Source organism: Apibacter sp. B3706, assembly GCF_011082725.1.
Lineage (GTDB): Bacteria > Bacteroidota > Bacteroidia > Flavobacteriales > Weeksellaceae > Apibacter.
The window spans coordinates 618904-637660 of the sequence record NZ_CP049715.1; the positions used below are offsets into that span (position 1 = coordinate 618904).

16 protein-coding genes are annotated in these 18757 nt (G+C 31.6%); 5 read left to right on the plus strand and 11 right to left on the minus strand.

The features are described from left to right. Positions 1-62 precede the first annotated feature (62 nt). Positions 63-2102 (minus strand): TonB-dependent receptor plug domain-containing protein, encoded by a 2040-nt coding sequence (locus G8C41_RS02770; RefSeq protein ID WP_166004073.1) that lies wholly within the window; start codon positions 2100-2102, stop codon positions 63-65. A 125-nt stretch (positions 2103-2227) separates the two neighbouring features. Here G8C41_RS02770 and G8C41_RS02775 point away from each other — a divergent pair, with 125 nt between their 5' ends. Next, positions 2228-2893 (plus strand): metal-dependent transcriptional regulator, encoded by a 666-nt coding sequence (locus G8C41_RS02775; protein ID WP_105297856.1) that lies wholly within the window; start codon positions 2228-2230, stop codon positions 2891-2893. 86 nt (positions 2894-2979) lie between these two features. Next, positions 2980-4236, plus strand: a complete 1257-nt coding sequence (locus tag G8C41_RS02780) for a DUF763 domain-containing protein (protein WP_166006033.1) — start codon at positions 2980-2982, stop codon at positions 4234-4236. A gap of 14 nt (positions 4237-4250) precedes the next feature. On the opposite strand, the gene G8C41_RS02785 is transcribed toward G8C41_RS02780, so the two are convergent. Both G8C41_RS02785 and G8C41_RS02790 read right to left on the minus strand, forming a co-directional pair. Beyond that, a complete protein-coding gene (locus G8C41_RS02785; RefSeq protein WP_166006034.1) occupies positions 4251-5258 on the minus strand; it encodes an isochorismate synthase in 1008 nt (335 codons plus the stop codon). Further along, on the minus strand, positions 5258-5695 hold the full coding sequence (locus tag G8C41_RS02790; RefSeq protein ID WP_160564860.1) for a hotdog fold thioesterase: 438 nt from the start codon (positions 5693-5695) through the stop codon (positions 5258-5260). The genes G8C41_RS02785 and G8C41_RS02790 overlap by 1 nt, the downstream gene beginning before the upstream one ends. A 162-nt stretch (positions 5696-5857) precedes the next feature. Between G8C41_RS02790 and G8C41_RS02795 the strand changes: the two genes are divergently transcribed. Next, positions 5858-7843: a heavy metal translocating P-type ATPase gene (locus G8C41_RS02795; RefSeq protein ID WP_166006035.1), complete on the plus strand. Its 1986-nt coding sequence runs from the start codon at positions 5858-5860 to the stop codon at positions 7841-7843. A 138-nt stretch (positions 7844-7981) separates the two neighbouring features. Here the strand turns inward: G8C41_RS02795 and G8C41_RS02800 are convergent, their stop codons facing one another. After that, complete coding sequence (locus tag G8C41_RS02800; protein WP_105297851.1) at positions 7982-8980, minus strand: tyrosine-protein phosphatase; 999 nt, start codon at positions 8978-8980, stop codon at positions 7982-7984. 292 nt (positions 8981-9272) lie between these two features. On the opposite strand from G8C41_RS02800, the gene pnuC reads away from it, so the two are divergent. Next, a complete protein-coding gene (gene pnuC / locus G8C41_RS02805) occupies positions 9273-9890 on the plus strand; it encodes a nicotinamide riboside transporter PnuC (RefSeq protein ID WP_166006036.1) in 618 nt (205 codons plus the stop codon). 11 nt (positions 9891-9901) lie between these two features. Continuing rightward, a complete protein-coding gene (locus G8C41_RS02810; RefSeq protein ID WP_166006037.1) occupies positions 9902-10141 on the plus strand; it encodes a GlsB/YeaQ/YmgE family stress response membrane protein in 240 nt (79 codons plus the stop codon). A 46-nt stretch (positions 10142-10187) separates the two neighbouring features. Here the strand turns inward: G8C41_RS02810 and G8C41_RS02815 are convergent, their stop codons facing one another. The 7 genes from G8C41_RS02815 to G8C41_RS02845 all read right to left on the minus strand — a co-directional run bounded on the left by G8C41_RS02815 (position 10188) and on the right by G8C41_RS02845 (position 18739). Then, on the minus strand, positions 10188-10790 hold the full coding sequence (locus G8C41_RS02815) for a superoxide dismutase (protein ID WP_166004059.1): 603 nt from the start codon (positions 10788-10790) through the stop codon (positions 10188-10190). A 168-nt stretch (positions 10791-10958) separates the two neighbouring features. Continuing rightward, positions 10959-13556, minus strand: coding sequence for a DNA gyrase/topoisomerase IV subunit A (locus tag G8C41_RS02820; protein ID WP_166006038.1), 2598 nt, complete (start codon positions 13554-13556; stop codon positions 10959-10961). Positions 13557-13595: 39 nt separating this feature from the next. Further along, a complete protein-coding gene (locus G8C41_RS02825) occupies positions 13596-14081 on the minus strand; it encodes a hypothetical protein (protein ID WP_105297846.1) in 486 nt (161 codons plus the stop codon). 49 nt (positions 14082-14130) lie between these two features. Next, entirely contained in the window at positions 14131-15969 is a 1839-nt protein-coding gene (locus G8C41_RS02830) for a DNA topoisomerase IV subunit B (protein ID WP_166006039.1), read from the minus strand. A gap of 130 nt (positions 15970-16099) precedes the next feature. Continuing rightward, complete coding sequence (locus G8C41_RS02835) at positions 16100-16792, minus strand: hypothetical protein (RefSeq protein ID WP_160566561.1); 693 nt, start codon at positions 16790-16792, stop codon at positions 16100-16102. Then, complete coding sequence (locus G8C41_RS02840; protein WP_166006040.1) at positions 16782-17282, minus strand: RNA polymerase sigma factor; 501 nt, start codon at positions 17280-17282, stop codon at positions 16782-16784. The genes G8C41_RS02835 and G8C41_RS02840 overlap by 11 nt, the downstream gene beginning before the upstream one ends. A gap of 68 nt (positions 17283-17350) precedes the next feature. Then, on the minus strand, positions 17351-18739 hold the full coding sequence (locus G8C41_RS02845; protein WP_166006041.1) for an FAD-binding oxidoreductase: 1389 nt from the start codon (positions 18737-18739) through the stop codon (positions 17351-17353). Positions 18740-18757 lie beyond the last annotated feature (18 nt).

Genomic DNA, 18757 nt, shown 5'->3' on the forward strand with positions numbered 1-18757 from the left:
AACAAAATATGTATGCGATCTATTTTATATGAAATTTACTTTTTTTCTGTCTTTAAAATTAATTAGAAAAAATTATATCGTATACCCATAAATCCTCTTAATTTTTGCAAGGACGCATAATTATAAGAAGTATCAAAAGTGTACCCGTTAGGATTGGTAATCGGATTATCTACCTCTTTATTGAATGGGTCAAAAGGACGCATGATCGGGTTTTTGGGCGTAAAATTAAATAGGTTTTTAATTCCTCCGTAAATTTCCATTCCATTATGGAATTTCTTGGTTACCTGTATATTTGCAATGCAATACCACGGGGAATATTCACTTCTAAAATCATTAGGCTCGATAGGCAACCTCATTTTTCCGTTCCATTGTCCTGAAAAGTCCAATATATAATTTTTAGGAAATGTGTAAGTCATAACAAATGTTCCGGACCATTTAGGTGCATAAAGCTGATCTGTTCTAAAATAAGAACCCTTGTCATCTTTTTCTTTGGTGTAAACATCCATATAAGTAACACCCGCCATAATTTTAAAAGGAATTAAAAAAGACCATTCCGTATTTAAAGATATACCTTGCGAAACAGCATGTCCGTCTAAGTTATCATAAATGATTTTAGTAGGATCGGAATCGAAATCACCAATAATTTTATTAGTAAAATAAGAATAAAAACCGGTGATATCCAGATTTATATTCAGATCATCGAACATCATTTTTTTAACATAGTTCAAATTTCCGTTATATGAACGTTCAGGCTTTAAAGAATTCAAGATAACTACATCTCTGGCTCCCGTAAGAGCAGAATGATCTTCCGTAAAGATATTTACAACTCTAAAACCGGTTCCAAAACTGGCTCGGAAGGTATTCGTATAATTGGGTGAAAACTTATAGGCAATTCTGGGAGAATGTACATTTCCATGATGTTTATCGTTATCGTATCTATACCCAAGTAAAAGTTTATTTTTAGTATTTATAGACCATTCATCTTGTAAAAATAATCCCGGTAACGGTGTTTCTGAAGGTCTGTTTTTCGAGCCGTCAGGAGAAGCGGTCGCAGGTGTATTGTCATCGTAGTAAGTATATCTAAAAGAAGCACCTGCTAAAAAGTTATGATTTTTTATGGTTTTATCCCAATAACTTTGGATAAAGGCTACTTGTTGAGTTGCCATATACGGAGTATTCCCATACCATGAATTTTGATCATGCCAATTATATGAAAATTGGGTGTATATTTTTTCATGTAGAGGTAATTGGTAAAGTCCGATCACTTCGGCACGTTTCGTATATATACTTTCTCCGTAAACCTCGTCACTTCCTCGATATTTTTTACTCCAGTTCATTTCTCCACCCCAGCGATCTTCATTGACCCATCGCAGCCCTAAACTGGCAACTCTGTTTTCTTTTCGTTTAAAACTCCATTTATTAAAAACCGATATCCTGTTTTGTAAAGTTAAATCGGTAAATCCGTCGTGATTGGCATCGATAGGATTATCATAATAAAAATGATTGATACCCAGTAAACTGGTTACTTTTTTACCGGCATTAAATTTAAAGGATAAATCCGTACTTAATTCTCCCCAGCTTGTACTGAAAATATCCGCTGCAAATTTGGGTGCTTTTTGCGGGTTTTTAGTGATTACGTTTATAATTCCCCCCATAGCTTCTGAGCCGTATAAAGAAGAGGCGGGACCTTTAACTACTTCAATTCTTTCTACCAAACTATTGGGAATCCCACTTAAACCATAAACAGTAGCTAATCCGCTAACGATAGGCATCCCGTCAATTAATATCATAGTATAAGGACCTTCCATACCGTTTATGTGAATATCTCCCGTATTACAAACGCTGCAATTTATTTGAGGTTTAACTCCGTTAATCATTCCTACGGCATCGAAAAGACTGGGAGTAGGATTTTTTTTGAATAGTTTTGGTGTAATAATTTCAACAGGCACCGGGCTGTCAGATTTTCTAACTTCCTTCAAGGTTCCTGTCACGACAACATCGTCAATCGATTTTTCTTTAGAGTTTTTAATTGAATCTTTAACTTCTTGGGAATATAGTGTGCAAAGGGATAATGCAAAAAGTACAGTCAATCCTCTTTTCATAATTATTAATTTTAGACTCGCAAATATAAAAAATTAGATTAGTCTAACAAATTTATTTTACGATTGTATTTTGGAAAAATAAATTATTTGGTCTTGAAAAATTAATATTTTAAATATATTTGTAAATGTTCTCATCTATAGAAGAAAATTATCTAAAAGCCTTATATAATCTGTCTGACGAAAAGGGAGAAGTATCTACTTTGGCGTTAAGCCAATCCTTAGATATCAAAATGCCTACTGTGAACAGCATGATGAAAAAATTCTTGAAAAAAGGATTGGTATACTATCAGAGCTATAAACCGTTAAAACTGACAGAAAAAGGTAAAAAAGAAGCCGCTTTAATTCTTAGGAAACACCGTCTAACAGAAATGTATTTGGTTGAAAAAATGGGATTTAGTTGGGAAGATGTTCATGAAGTAGCCGAACAAATCGAACATATACATTCAGAAAAATTTTTCAATAAAATGGACGAATTGTTAGATTATCCTAAGTTTGATCCTCACGGTTCACCTATACCGGATAAACAAGGGAATATTGAAGGGGGACGCTTTAAAAAATTAAACGAATACCAAATTGGAGAAATCGTGGAATTATCCGCTATCATTCACAGTTCTAAAGAATTTTTAAAATATTTAAATTCTAAAAATTTCAATTTAGGAATTAAATTTCAGATTGAATCAGTTGAAGAGTTTGACGGAAGTGTAACCGTTCAAATTGTAGGTCAAAATAGAACAGAAGTTTTAAGTAATATGATTGCTGAAAAACTTTTAGTCAAAAATTGTTTAAATTAAAGTTACCGCGCAATTACTATCATTTAATTATAAGGTAAATGTGCAGTAAATGAGTTAATTAATTTAATTTTTACTATATTTACTATATGAAGAAGGGATATGCAGATTTACCTTTACACTATGGAACAGTTCCCGCCTGGTTAGCTAAAAGAATGGCTTTATTAGGTGGAGCGATTGTAGAGGCTATAGTTCAAGAATACGGAAGAAAAACTTTCTTACAAAAATTAAGCGACCCGTTTTGGTTTCAATCTTTAGGATGTGTTTTAGGAATGGATTGGCATTCTTCAGGAATAACCACTTCCGTTATGAATGCTTTGAAAAAAGCAATAAATCAAAGATCCTCGGAACTTGGTATTTATGTATGCGGGGGCAGGGGGAAATCTTCACGAAATACTCCAACGGAATTACTTCATATTGCCGATAAAACCGGTTTAGATGGAAATGAACTCATTACTAAGAGCAGATTGGTAGCTAAAGTTGATAATTGTGCGGTTCAAGATGGTTTCCAAATATATTTACATTCCTTTGTAGTTACTACAGATGGCGATTGGACAGTTGTGCAGCAAGGAATGAATATCAACGATAAATTGGCAAGAAGGTATCATTGGCTGTCTTCCTCAGTTCAATCCTTTACGGAAACTCCCCATACTTTTATTTATGGTAAAAACAAAGGAGAAATCCTTAATCTGACCGATAAAGATGCTTCTACTACCAAACAGGGAATTTTAGAACTAACTAAGGAAAATCCGGATCGTTTAATGAAAGAAATATCCCTTATATTGCCTTCTCATCATGAGGTACGCGAAAAAGACGTCAATTTGAAGAGATTGGGCGCTGCTTTGGTACTTGCTCATGAAACAGATGTTCAAGATGTGGAATCTCTGTTGCTTTTGAATGGAGTAGGACCCAGAACGCTTCAATCGTTGACCTTAGTTAGTGAGGTAATACATGGCACTCCTTCCAGATTTTCAGATCCCGCCCGATTTTCTTTTGCACACGGAGGAAAAGACGGACATCCTTTTCCTGTACCCACTCGAGTATATGATGAAACCATTGAAATTTTTGATAAAGCATTGCAACGATCTAAATTAGGAGATACCGATAAATTGCAAGCATTGAAAAATCTTTCCAAAGTATCTATGGAAATTGAAAAGAATTTTAAACCCAGTGACAATTTTCATGAATGGATTGAAAATGAACGGAAAAATTCCTGGAAATACGGTGGTAAAACTATCTATGGAGACGCCGTTGAAAACAGCAGTCTTATAAAAAAAACCGGCAAGAAAACTAATAAATCTGTAATTAAAAAAATTGATAAAAACCAACTCAGCCTGTTTGATTAAGCATAAGAAGGTATTTAAAGACTTTCACCAATAAATTTAGCCTTTAATTCTGTTTCCGTCCATTCTTTTTGCGGATTACTTTGCGCTGTAATACCACCACCAACATAAAGTAAAGCTCCATTAGCATATAGTTTAGCACATCGTAAATTAACGAAATACTTTTTAAATTTCTGAGTTTCCAATCCTATATATCCTGCATAAAAATCACGATTATATCCTTCATTCTCCAAAATGTAATTTCTACTTTTATTTAACGGAATTCCACAAACGGCAGGTGTAGGATGCAAATCTGCTATCAATTGAGATAATTGATCAGAAGTATTTAATTTTGCAGAAAGATAGGTTACCAAATGTTTAACATGTCCTAAATGAAGTGTTTCAGGACCTTTTATCGTTAAATTCGAAGTATAGGCTTTAATTTTTTCACAAATATAATCTGTGACATATTTTTGCTCTTCTATTTCTTTGCTTTCCCATTGAACAGAATCAATATCCGGTAATGTTCCGGCAAGTGCCATCGTTGTAAATAAAGAATTTTCAAAAGAACCTAGGATTTCAGGAGTAGCCCCCATCCAAATTTCATTTTGATTCCAATAGCTTACCTGGCAAAAGGAGGATGGATATTTTTCGCATAAAAACAAAAACGATTTGAAAGGGTTGATTTTATCCTTATCGATCCATTTTTCGCGAGAAATTACAATTTTATCTGTTTGTTTTTGTTGAATATAATGAATGGTCCGTTGAAGAAGATTTAAATATTCTTGTTCTGAAATAACCTTTGTATTTTCATTGTTAGTTAGAGGAAATATAAGGTCATTCGATGGTAATAAATCATTTACCTCAGTAAATGTTGAAAAATGGAAAGTATATTTCTTTGAATTATCAAAAGATTGAAAAGAATATTCATATATGCCGCCCTCTTCCTTTTTGATTAAAAATATTTTTTTGTCTTTAGGAAGTCGAATAAAAGCAAAAGGAATATTTTTTTTAATGCAATCTTTAACTATTTCAGAAAGTACCATTATTCAAAATTATTTTTAGGAACAATGCGATTAGTCATGGTAACATAACAATTTTTAAAAGTATTTCCCTCATCATCCGTACAAAAAATATTAATTTCAACTACATGGGATGTGTTACCTTTGTTAATAAATTGGGCTGTAGCTGAAATTTTTCCGTTTTTAACAGATTTTAAATGATAGCCGTTTACTTGCGTTCCGAAAACATAATAATTTGAAGGATCAACCGTGGTAATAGATAAAACCGAACCTACAGTTTCAGCAAGAGCTAATGAGGCTCCACCATGTAAAAATCCTATCGGTTGGTGTACCCGGGAATTTACTTCCATTTCTGCAGTTAGTGTATCTCCTGTAAAATCAGTGTATACGATCCCTAAGGTATCCATTAATGTATTTGGTGAAGATTCATTTAGCTTGGCCAAAAGTTCTGCCTTATCCATTTTTTACTATTTACGTTTCATGCAAATTTATAAAAAAATAAACTCAAGGATTGGGTGAGAGGAAAGAATTCCAATTCTAATTTTTTTACTATTTCTTACTTTGCAATCTAATTGCAACATAGGGGAATTATTTTTGTTATATAATTAAAAATATAGATAATTATGTCTTCATATAAACCCGGTTGCGCCTGTAATGACAACGATAGAAAAAATATTATTAATCAAGGAGATCATGAACCTTCTCATGGGCATACCCATGATCATGAACTAGATTTCAACATAAATATTTTTCAATTATTTTTACCGGCCATCATAAGTTCAATACTTTTAGTTCTCGCTCTCATTTTAGATTATTCTAAAACTTCATTTTTCAATTCTTGGATTAGATTGGTAGCATATATACTAGCTTATTTGCCTGTAGGGTATCCTGTATTTAAAGAAATGTTGGAAGAATTTAAGCATAAGGATTTTTTCAATGAGCTATCATTGATGTTTTTAGCTTCGGTAGGTGCTTTTTATATAGGAGAATATCCGGAAGCGGTTGCAGTTATGTTATTTTATTCCATTGGAGAGAACTTCCAATCGTTGGCAGTAGCTAAAGCTAAAAGAAATATTAATGCTTTATTGGATCAAAGACCCGATGAAGCAACAATTATTGAAAATCAAACTACTAAAGTCGTAAAAGCTAAAGAGGTTCAAGTAGGCGAAATTATACAATTAAAACCGGGAGATAAAGTAGCATTGGATGGAGAATTGCTTTCTTCATCTGCTACGTTCAATACTTCTGCGTTAACCGGGGAAAGTACCCCGCAAAGTAAAGAAAAAGGGGAGACCATTTTAGCAGGAATGATAAATCTCAACACTTCTTCACTTGTAAAAGTTACTACTCCTTATTCAGACAGTAAACTATCTAAAATATTGGATTTAGTTCAAAATGCTACCGGTCAAAAAGCGAAAACAGAATTGTTTATCAGAAAATTTGCGAAGATTTATACTCCGGCGGTTTTCTTTATTGCCTTGCTGGTGTTTATATTACCATATTTTTTTGTAGCAAACTATGAATATGAAACCTGGTTGTATCGATCCTTAATATTTTTAGTTATATCCTGTCCTTGTGCTTTGGTAATCTCAATACCTTTAGGATATTTCGGTGGCATAGGTTTAGCTTCAAGAAATGGAATTTTGGTTAAAGGTTCCAACTTTTTGGATATCTTGGCTGAAGTTAAACAAATTGTATTTGATAAAACAGGAACTTTAACCTTAGGAAATTTTTCTGTTCAAAATGTACATGTTGAGCAAGGTTTTGATAGGACTCAATTATTACAATGGGTTAATATAGCCGAATCTCATAGTAATCATCCGATTGCCACCGCAATTCAAGCTTATGTAAATCAAAAACCTGAGGTAACAAAAATTACTTCCATGGAAGATATTCCGGGAAAAGGGATTAAAGTGGAAATAGAAGATAATGAATTGTTAGTAGGTAATTTTAAATTAATGGATGCCTATTCCATTTCTTATCCGGATACTTGTAAAGAAATCATAAACACTGTAGTTTTAATTGCAGTAAATAACAAGTTCGCCGGATATTTGGAAATTGCAGATCAAATTAAATCAGGAGCTCAACAAGATATTAAAAAAATACATGATTTAGGTATCGGGGCAACCATTCTTAGTGGTGATAAAAATACAATCGTACAAAAAGTTGCCCGGGAATTAGGTATAGATCATGCCTATGGTGAACTTTTACCGGAAGATAAGGTAAGTAAAATGAAGGAAATAAAATCAACAGTGATTGGTAAAGTAGCTTTTGTAGGTGATGGATTTAATGATGCACCGGTGATCGCATTAAGTGATGTTGGTATAGCCATGGGAGGTTTAGGCAGTGATGCGACGATTGAAGTAGCCGATGTCATAATTCAAGACGATCAGACCTCTAAAATTCCTTTAGCCGTTAAAATAGGAAAAGCCACCAAACATGTCGTTTGGCAAAATGTGATATTAGCTTTTGGTATTAAAATTATTGTAATGATTTTAGGAATTTTTGGTGATATCCATCTATTGGAAGCTGTATTTGCCGATGTGGGTGTAGCCCTTTTAGCTATATTAAATGCCGTTCGTCTACAAAAAGCCAACCTAAATAAATAGAATTTTCTCTACCATTTGTACGAATAAATTTTAATACATGCTTTATTAAAACAGGTAAGTAAACTAGGTACTTATCTGTTTAAAATTCGATATATGTTGATTGCCGATTAATTTTTGATTCTAAAGTTTAAACAGATATTAATACAATAAATTATTTTTCAATTTATCAATATTTAAATGCATTCTGTTAATCAAAAAATTTTGAATAGATCCATACTCATTTTCTATTTCGTTTAATGCGCTTTCTAAGTATTCCGGTATGACCGTATATAAATATTTGTTGGATGGATTTTGTTCAATTAATGGATGGTATTTATCCGCCAGATAATCATTCGACGCTAAATAATCTTTTAAAATAATATCTTTAGGAATATCTAGAGCATATAGCAACAATGCGGTAGCCAATCCGGTGCGATCTTTCCCTGCTGAACAATGAAAAAGGAGCGGTAATTTTTCTTGGTCTTGTATATAGGTAAAAAATTCTTCGTATGCGTTTAAATATTTATCTTCTGTAACTAAAAGTTTGTATAAATGCTTCATAGCATTTATTACATCATTTTTGCTCGTATGAATACTTTTAGCATATGCTTTTAAACGACCGGGTTCAATACATAAATAGTAATGATTTTTAACTTCTGCAGGAATTTTGTCCGGTAAGGCTTTATATTCTTCTTCGCATCTGAAATCAACCAGAGTAATTATAGGAATACTGGATAAATATAGTAAATCATTATGGGTTAAATTATATAAATCGTCTGTTCTAAATAATTTCCCCCATTTAATTCGTTTTCCGTCTTTAGACTCTAAACCTCCTAAATCTCTAAAATTATATCCTCCTTCCATCGGAAGGTGTGTTTCCGCAAGAATAGCCGATCCTTCGGAAGTCTCTAATTTAAAATAACTTCTTTTGGATGGTAATATATATAAAGGATAAGTTCCGTAATCTTTACCTTGCGCGATCGGTTTTTTAGTATCAATAGTTTGAACTGAATCGCCTGAATATAATTTCCATTCTCCCGAAATATTTATATTTAAATAAGCTGATTTTGTATGCTTTTCTCGTATAATTTTACATCTTTTTAGAATGTCAATAGGGTTATCTGAATTTTCTTTTTCTTTAGTCATACCTGCTATCATACTAATTTTTGGATTATATTACTTATTAAAAACTTAAATCACATCAAATTTATTGCCATAAAAATTATTGAAATAATCTATATTTTAATTATTTGTAAAAGAATACTAATTAAAGTAGGTCTTTTTAATATCTTTGCATGTAAAATAATAATTTACTATACGAATTCAGGAATACTACGTTTTAATTAATCGGCTTGATTTTAAAATTTATTTCAAATCATAACTCTCTAAGAAAATAAAATATCTTAATATGATTTATGATTAAGTACTAAAAAATAATAAAGGTATAACTATGGTTTCAATACATGAATGGTGGACAATTTTAAAACAACAATTTTATCAAATTTCTTTTTTAGAAGCCATAGGAGTAGCTTTTGGTATTGCGGAAGCTTTATTCGCCAAATATAATAAGGTTTGGTTGTATCCTTGCGGATTACTTAATATACTTATAACCATGTATATTTATTGGGATTTTCGTTTATATGCGGAAATTTTATTGCAAGGATATTATTTTGTAATGAGTATATATGGATGGTTTTTATGGACAAGTAAAACTAAGAATAGTAGTACGGTAAGTTTATGTACTGTCAACGATAGATTAATTGCATGTTGCATTGTGATATTTTCATGGATTCTTTTATATTTTTTCTTAACGAATTACACTAATTCAGATGTTCCTGTATGGGACTCATTGGTGAGCGCATTTGCATGGGCCGGTATGTGGCTATTAGCAAAAAGAAAACTGGACAATTGGATTTTTTTAAATATTAGTAATTTTATAGCCGTTCCATTATTACTTCATAAAGGACTTTTATTATATTCTCTTTTAACTATATTTTTATTTATCATCGCAATTTTTGGATATTTTGATTGGAAAAAAATTATTAATTTACAAAAGTTAAAAGATTAGAACATAAAATAATGTGGACATTACTTATAGGGATTTCATCCGGTTTTTTAGCAGGGACTTTAATTAAAGGTCGAGGTTTTGGATGTTTTGGAAATTTAATGATTGGTATTTTAGGTAGTTTTTTAGGAAATTGGCTATTTAAACATTTTCAAATACCGGTTAATGAAAATGATAAAACTCTTATGTTGGCTATGTCCACTCTTGGCGCTATTTTCCTTTTAGCATTGGTGTCAATCTTCACTAAAAGATAAAAAGCCATCTAAATTAGACGGCTTTTTATTAAATCTTTATACTGATTTATTTACTTGATTCAAATAATTCAGAAACTTTATCCCAATTTATCACGTTAAAGAAAGCACTAATGTAGTCTGCTCTTCTGTTTTGATAGTTAAGATAGTAAGCATGCTCCCAAACATCTAACCCTAGAATAGGAGTTCCAGATGCACCTACTCCCGGCATTAAAGGATTGTCTTGATTTGCCGTTGAGCCAATGCTTAATTTTCCATTATTGGATAACAACCAAGCCCATCCGGATCCGAATCTGCCGGCTGCTGCTTTTGAAAATTCCTCTTTGAAAGCATCAAAAGATCCAAAAGATTCGTTGATTGCTGCAGCTAAATTTCCTTCCGGTTTACCTTTACCATTAGGGGTTAACCATTCCCAAAATAAACAATGGTTCAAATAACCACCGCCATTATTTCTTATAGGGGTTTTATCAAAACCTTTAATTATAATTTGTTCTATAGGTAAATTTTCAAGTTCTGTACCGGCGATTGCATTATTTAAATTTGTAGTATAAGTACCATGATGTTTTGTATAATGGATTTCCATGGTTTTTGCATCGATATAAGGCTCTAGCGCATTGTATGCATACGGTAATTTTGGTAATTCAAATGCCATATTCTTTTTTTTAATTAAAAATTAAACTTAACTTAAATTTATTAAACAAATCTAGTGAATTTAAGAGTAAGTATGCGGTAAAGGCATTAAATTATTTAATAAAGATATTTGAAATTAATATGTAAACAAATATTTACTGTTTTTTTAAAATAAAAAATATTCAGATTATTAGAAAAGATTTATCTGTTCACCATCTGTCCCGGAGTTTCCATCTTGAGAATCTTTAGGTTCAGTTGGGGCTTCATCAGTTTCAGCATCGGCATTTGCTTCATTTTCCTGTTCGGAAGGTTCTTCTGTAATGGTTATCTTTTTTATTTTTTCTTTAGAAATTTGATTTCCTTGTGCCTTAATTCCTTTAATAGCTATAAAGTCTTCTAAATTAATAGTTTCCGGACTTTTATCTTTTCCAAAATTGATTTCAGCAATTAATTTCCATCCGGTTCCAACCCATTCTATAAAAGATCTTGGATTTTCTGAGATAAAAAATACTTGCGGATTCAAGGTATCATCTAATAAGAAGCGTTTAATATAATAAATGGATTTATCTCCGTCGTAATATATACAACATACCGGTTTTTCCGGATTCCATTTTTCAAGTACTAAAAATTCATCATCAAAATGATTTAACAGATCAAAAGTATGAAGTTTAGCAATTCCGGTAGAAGAGAGGGTAACTATTTTATCGGCTCCTTTAAAAGCGCCTAAATATTTGCCGCGGCCTTCAACGTTTAAGCGTTGTACCGATTCATCAAACCATATTTTTCTAGGGGCTAAAGTAGAAATACCTGACTCTTTTAATTCAATTTTCTTTATATAATTTTTTGATACTAAATTTCCTTTAGAGCTTCTTCCTTTAATGGCTAATTCCGAAAAATCTATGTCAAACTTTAATTTTTTCAACCTTTGGCTGGGTTTAAGGAAAATGGTAACTGATTCCGCTTCACCATTAGGATTCGCAGTAAAATATTGGATTTCTGAACCTTTAGCGGTAGAGGCTAAATTGTATTCTTTATCTCTGGTTATGGAGGTAACAGGAAATCTTTTCATATACCAAGGACCTAGTTTACCTTCACGATAGATCATATTGTAAATAGTACGGGTATCATTTTTCTTCCAAATTCCTACATGGATGATGTTTTTTCCTACAAAAGTTTTAGCATCTGCTTTAGTAACCAGCATTATCCCGTCTTTTCTAAACACAATTATATCATCTATATCCGAACAGTCAAAAAGGTATTCATCCTTTTTGAGGGAATATCCAATAAATCCTTCTTCACGATTGACATAGAATTTGATATTTGCAACTGCAACTTTTGCTGCGTCGATTGTATCAAAAGTTCGAATTTCGGTTTTTCTTTCTTTATTTTTCCCGTATTTTTTCTTTATATTGGTAAAGTATTCAATTGCATATTGGATTAAATGATCTAAATGGTGTTTTACTTCTTTTATTTTTCCATCTAATGCTGCAATATTTTCCTCTGCTTTATCCAGGTCAAATCGGGTGATTCTTTTTATGCGTATTTCAGTTAACTTATTAATATCGTCTTCGGAAACTTCTCTAATCAAATGTTTAGTAAAAGGTTTTAATCCGGCATCGATTGTAGAGATCACATCTTCCCATTTATCAAGTTCTTCGATTTGATGGTAGATCCTGTTTTCGATAAATATTTTTTCTAACGAAGCAAAATGCCATTGTTCCTGCAATTCTCCGAGTTCAATTTCTAATTCTTGTTTAAGAAGATTTACAGTATGGTTGGTATTTCTTCTTAAAATTTCAGAAACACTTAAAAATTCCGGTTTGTCTACATTGATGACACATGCATTCGGAGAAATTGAAATTTCACAATCTGTGAATGCATATAAAGCATCAATCATCTTGTCCGGAGAGACATCGTTAGGTAAGTGTATTAAAATTTCAACTTCAGAAGCGGTATTATCTTCAACTTTTTTTATTTTAATTTTTCCCTTCTCATTGGCTTTAAGGATACTGTCTATAAGAGATCCTGTATTAGTTCCATATGGAATTTCATTTATTAGAAGAAGTCCTTTTTCAGGATTTGAAATTCTGGCTCGAGCCCTTATTTTTCCTCCGCGTTCTCCGTCATTATAATTCGCAACGTCAATTAAACCTCCTGTTTGGAAATCAGGATATAAGGTAAATGGTTTTCCTTTTAAAATCGCAATAGAAGCATCGATTAATTCTAAAAAATTATGTGGTAAAATCTTAGTTGATAATCCCACGGCAATACCTTCCACTCCTTGAGATAAAAGTAAGGGAAATTTTATAGGAAGGTTTTCAGGCTCTTTATTCCGTCCATCATAAGATGGTTTCCAAACCGTAGTTTTAGAATTAAAGACAACTTCCAAAGCAAAAGGAGTTAATCTGGATTCAATATAACGGGCAGCAGCTGCTCCGTCTCCTGTATATATATTACCCCAGTTTCCTTGGGTATCAATTAATAGTTCTTTTTGTCCTATTTGAACGATAGCATCAGTAATAGCAGCGTCTCCATGGGGGTGGTATTTCATGGTATTACCTACCACATTGGCAACTTTATTATACCGGCCATCTTCCAATTCCCTCATTGAGTGAAGGATTCTTTTTTGAACGGGTTTTAAACCGTCGAAGATGGATGGAATAGCCCTTTCAAGAATGACATAAGAAGCATAATCTAAAAACCAATTCTGGTACATACCAGATATTTTTTGAATAGTTTCAGTGTTTTGATTATTTTTATTTACGTTTTCTTGATTGTCTTCGTTCATTATTAGTTTAAAAGTGTTTTTTTATGCTTGTGTAAAATTTTATTGATATATTTCCTTTTTATTTTCGCTAATTACTTTATTGAGAGAAATTCGTATATCTCTAATTTGTCGGGAATCAAGATAAGATATATCAAAATTCACTTTAGATTGTCCCGAACTTACTCGTTTGCTTGATATGTAAATTTCTAAAACTTTTTTGAATAAAGGTTTATTTTTAATTACAAATTTAATAAGTTTTCTTTTAGGAAAGTCAGATAATGATTCTTTAACCATAAAAGCAATCGGTAGAGATTTTTCATTTTGAAATATCAAAGTTTCTCCGTCACTGTCATACCTAAAGAAAGGACAACCTAAATAGGCTAAATAAATAAGAACTAAGAGACTTATTAATAAAACAAGTTCATCCCCTCTGCCAAAAGCAGGTACATTTAAGTAGATAAATACAAAGCTGGTAAAAAAAATGATCAATATTACAATGTTAATAATTGCAATTTTACTTTTAGTTTTTGGATTTTGAAATTTCATAAAATAGTAGCTTTTAAGTCATTATTCATATTTAATTTTTTTTATATCACTAAAAGGTATCTATTACTAAATTATTAATTATAAATTCTTGCCTGGTTTGTGTATTTTTTCCCATGTAAAAGTCCAATAGTTCTTCAATAGAAGTATTTTTACTTAACATTACGGGTTCTAATTTTATATCTTTACCGATAAAATTTTTAAATTCGTCAGGTGATATTTCTCCTAATCCTTTAAAACGAGTTATTTCGGGATTTTTTCCTAACTCTTGAATTGCTTTAATTCTCTCTTCATCTGTATAACAATACCGTGTTTCTTTTTTATTTCTAACCCTGAATAAAGGGGTTTGGAGAATATATAAATGTCCGTTCTTTATTAAATCAGGAAAAAATTGTAAGAAAAAAGTTATCATAAGCAAACGGATGTGCATTCCGTCAACATCGGCATCAGTTGCGATAACTACATTATTATAACGTAAATCTTCTAAGCTTATTTCAATATTTAAAGCAGATTGAAGTAAATTAAATTCTTCATTCTCATAAACTATTTTTTTTGTCAATCCATAGCTGTTCAATGGTTTTCCACGAAGGCTGAATACCGCTTGGGTTTCCACGTCTCTACTTTTAGTTATGGATCCGGAGGCTGAATCACCTTCCGTAATAAATATAGTAGATTCTAATTTTCTTTGAGACTTCTGATCATTATAATGTTGACGACAATCTCTTAATTTTTTATTGTGTAAACTAACTTTTTTTGCTCTTTCTCTTGCCAGTTTTTGAATGCCGGAAAGCTCTTTCCTTTCTTTTTCAGATATTATAATTTTTCTTTGCAGAGCATCTGCCACCTCCGGATTTTTATGTAAAAAATTATCTAAATGTTTTTTTAGAAAATCATTCATAAAAGTTCGAATCGTGGGTAAATCGGGTCCCATTTCACTACTTCCCAATTTAGTTTTAGTTTGCGATTCAAAAACCGGTTCAATAATTTTAATTGAAACCGCTGCTATTATTGATTTTCTAATATCAGATGCATCGTAGTTTTTATTATAAAATTCGCGTACGGTTTTTACGAAGGCTTCTTTAAAAGCATTGAGATGAGTTCCTCCTTGTGTGGTATGTTGACCGTTTACAAAGGAAAAATATGCTTCTGATTGAGAACGTTCGCTGTGAGTGAAAGCTACTTCAATATCTTCATCTTTTAAATGAATGATAGGATAAATCGTTTCTCCCTCAATATTATCTTGAAGTAAATCTTGCAAACCATTTTCAGAATAGTATTCTTCTCCATTAAAGAAAATTTTCAGTCCGGGATTAAGATAGACATAGTTTTTTAGCATTTTGTCTATATATTCTTTCCTGAACTTGAAATTTCCGAATATGGAAGAATCAGGTTCAAAAGAAATTTCGGTACCTTTTCTTTCTTTGGATTCTGTTTCAGGGCTTTCGTATGTCAGTACACCTTTTGAAAATTCAGCATATCGTGAAACTCCGTCGCGTATGGATTTAACCTTAAAATAGGAGGATAACGCATTTACGGCTTTTGTACCCACTCCATTCAATCCAACGGATTTTTTAAAGGCTCTGGAATCATATTTTCCTCCCGTATTCATTTTAGAAACGGCATCAACCATTTTTCCTAAAGGAATACCTCTTCCGTAATCTCGTATTTTTATGATGGTATTATCAAGGGAAAGATCAATTTTTTTTCCTGCTCCCATAACATATTCATCGATAGAATTATCGATTATTTCTTTTAAGAGAATATAGATACCATCATCCGGGGAAGATCCGTCACCTAATTTTCCAATATACATTCCCGGACGGATACGAATATGCTCTTGCCATTCAAGAGTTTTTATGTTATCCTCGGTATATTGAGTACTTTGATTCATCTACTTCCAACTAAATATGTGCAAAAATACGATTTTTCATTTATAAAAAAAATCATACACAAATAGTATATTGTATATGATTTTGTAATAGGGTAGACTTTTTGTCTACCTCTTGTGTTTTTAAAATAAATTATTGATTGTCTTTTTCCAATTTTTTAATTTCGTTTAAATTTTTCTTTAATTTTTTTAGTAATATTCCATAAATTAATAAATAGTAGGCAATAATTATTAAAAATAAAATTATGCAAATGATAATAAAAACAAATATATTTTCAGGATAAGAGAAATTAAGTCTTATTTGATCAATATTTAAAATATCTGTAGAATTGAATCCTCGTCCCAATCTTTTTCCATACATAAATTCATAAAAGCCGGTTAAAATAAGTATTAATACACCCAGCAAAATATTAATACAAATGAACCAATTAACGCTTTTTCTAAATCTTAATATATTATTGATTAAATCTTTGGTTGAATATAGGAGATTGATTTTTTTATAGCATCTGTAAAAATAAAATATAAATCCAATGGAAGTTATAAGATTAAAATAGATGAGCAATCTGCTAATGTGGTAATTACGAATGTAAACTTTTAGAGCTTCCCCTCCCAAATTGGGCATAATAAGGTTCATATCCGCTGCTGTAAACAGTAGAGAAGTCATTAAAATTATAAATTCAATAACACTTATAATTACAATGTATTTTACATTATTACGCGATTTTTTATTAAGCATCAATAGTAATTCTGCCTGAGAATATTGATTGGTCTCACTTTGCTTTTGCCAAGATTTTTTTAGACTGTCTATATCCAATTCATTCTTCATTTTTGTTCATTATTTCTTTTAATTTGGTTTTCACGCGATTCATCTTTACCCGAGCATTAACTTCTGTAATACCCAAAGTCTCGGAAATTTCTCTGTAAGATAAATCTTCTAAATATAGCAACACTAAAGCTCGTTCTATTTCAGAAAGTTTTTTGATAGCCTCATAAAGCTTGTTGATTTGTTCTTGCTTTTCACTAAAATCATCATTTTCAGATATTTTATATAAAGTGTTATCAATTTCTTGGGTATTGATGGTTTTAGTTGATTTTCTAAAAAGAGTGATAGCCGTGTTTAGTGCAACTCTATACATCCAAGTAGTGAATTTAGAATTTCCTTGGAAACTTTTATAGGATTTCCAAAGTTGTAATAGAATTTCTTGAAATAAATCTTGAGAATCTTCATCATTGTTTGTATAAATTCGGCAAACTTTATGAATGATTCCCTGATTTTTTTCAATTAATTTCGAAAATTCTAATTCGATTTTTTTCACAGGTTTAGTTATTAAATTATAAGTAATTACATTAAAAATTTTGTTACTTAAATAGAATTTGGATTATTTTAATCGGGGATTAATTTTCCAGGATTCATAATATTTTTAGGGTCAAGGGCTTTTTTTATGTTTTTTTGGATTTGCAAATTAGCCTTTGAAAAAACTATAGGCAAGAATGTTTTTTGAAGCAATCCAATGCCATGTTCACCTGAAATTGTTCCACCAAGAGAATGGATATACTCAAATAATTCATAAAGCATAGCGTGGATAACCGGATTATTATACGAATTTTTATATTTCGGATGATTGAATCTAATGTGTAGATTTCCATCTCCTGCATGACCGTAACAAACTACTTTACATTCATTTTTTTCAGCTAATTGATGAGCAAATTTTATCAAATTAGGTAATTCAGCTCTTGGTACAACCGTATCTTCTTCAATAGTATACCCGTTTGATTTTACAATTTCAGCAACTTTTCTTCTTAGTTCCCATAAACGGTTTTTATCTGTTTCATTGTCGGCAAAGTAAATTTCTTCTGTCGGAAACGATTCAACAACCGCTATGGTTTGTTCAAGTAATGGTAATAATTCTTCTTGAGAATTTCCGTCGAAATTTATTAATAGATGAGCTTGTACATTTTCCTGTAAAATAATAGAATTTTCATCTAAATGCAATAAGGTTTGTTCCAAAGCATTTCTTTCCATAAGTTCAAGTGAACAGGGTAGTAAACCGCTTTTAAAAATTTCCGTTACAGCCTTTGCCGAATCCTCTAAATTGTGGAAAGGAATAAGCAAAGTTATATCGGTTTTGGGTTTTGTAAGAACTTTTAAAACGGCTTTGGTAACTATACCTAATGTACCTTCACTACCAATAAACAATTGGGTTAAATTATACCCTGTTGAATTTTTTAGCGTATTAGCACCTGTCCATATAATTTCTCCATTGGGGAGAACTACTTCTAAATTCAATACGGAAACAGAAGTGACTCCGTATTTCACCGCTCGTAATCCTCCTGCATTGGTAGCAATATTTCCTCCTATATAGGAACTGCCCCAACTCGAAGGATCGGGACCATAAAATAAACCGTGCGGTTCTAAGGCTTGTTGAAGTTGATAATTGATAACTCCTGCTTCAACAACAGCCTGGTAGTTCTGAATATCGATTTCAATAATTTTATTAAGTCTTTCCATGGATAAAACAATTCCTCCATGTATAGGTAAAGCTCCTCCCATTAGTCCGGTACCCCCGGATCTAGTTGTGATAGGTATCGTCTTTTCATTGCAGAATTTAACTATTTGAGAAATTTCTTCCGAATTTTCAGGTTTAACAACCAACAAAGGTTTAAAACTTAAATTTTCGGTATGATCATAAGAATAAAATTCAAGACTTTGTTCATCGTAGAAACAATGTTCAGGTCCTAATAATTCAACAAAAAAATCAATATATTCAGGCATAAAGTTAAAATTCAATGC